Origin of the sequence: Vreelandella massiliensis, assembly GCF_900155385.1 — a bacterium.
Lineage (GTDB): Bacteria > Pseudomonadota > Gammaproteobacteria > Pseudomonadales > Halomonadaceae > Vreelandella > Vreelandella massiliensis.
This window is the reverse complement of the sequence record NZ_LT699754.1, coordinates 1-815: the sequence shown is the minus strand read 5'-3', so window position 1 is coordinate 815 and position 815 is coordinate 1. Positions and strand designations below refer to the sequence as shown.

At 50.2% G+C, this 815-nt stretch carries 1 protein-coding gene; it reads right to left on the bottom strand.

The genetic code is table 11. The annotated features are described in order from the left end of the window. Positions 1-381 precede the first annotated feature (381 nt). Positions 382-815 (bottom strand): DUF4351 domain-containing protein (locus tag BQ9846_RS15755; protein WP_144049484.1); only part of this gene is annotated, 434 nt, incomplete at its 5' end.

Below are 815 nucleotides of genomic sequence, written 5' to 3'. Positions count from 1 at the left end.
CGGCTTGGAGGGTAGAATCAGTCATGGCGTATCCACTTTTGTTGGTTGAGATCTTGGTCGTGATCAATCAACAGGATACGCCACCCTTCCTACTTCCTCCCATACACCAGAATCGAGCTTAACTCAGACAACTAACCCACGACACTGAGCACGGATAAAAGCGCTAATGGCACGTAAAACAGGGGCTAATCGGCAGCGGTAAGGTTTTGTCTTCGATCACCATCAAGCAGGCGAAAATCGGCTTAATAGAGGCTGTTATGCCGGGATAGTGACGAGTCCGTTAGGCGCTTACACACAAACCCCCGATCGCTAACGCATCGGGGTCTATGATTTTATGATGGAAACCGCTTAGTGATGGAGCGCTGCACACTTAAAATTGAATCAGTGGCTACCCAACAGGGTATCCAAATTGTGGGCGTCCAGAACATCATCCGTCCAGCGATCTAGCTGTACGGCATCTGCTTCCTCAATGCGTTGCTGAGCCCAGTCGGGTAGCTCACCAAAACGCTTATTGAGTAGCTTGGTTAAAAAGCGGCGCTCTCCCAATAGGGTGCCTTGCTCTAAGCCTGCTTTATGACCTTCTTCTCGGCCTTGCAGCAAACCTTTCTCGATACCATGACGTTCAAAGGTGTTGATATAGGGCATTTTCTTCGCCTCCTGAATCTCGTAGACCGCTTGTCGGAACGTGGGTTCCAGCCCGTAAGGCAGCTGGAGCATCCAATCGATGACAATAAATAACTGCTGGATCTGTTCCCGGCTGTAGTTACGCTCAAACATCAACCGCACCAGCTTGATTTTGGCTTGGGTGCGGGCAT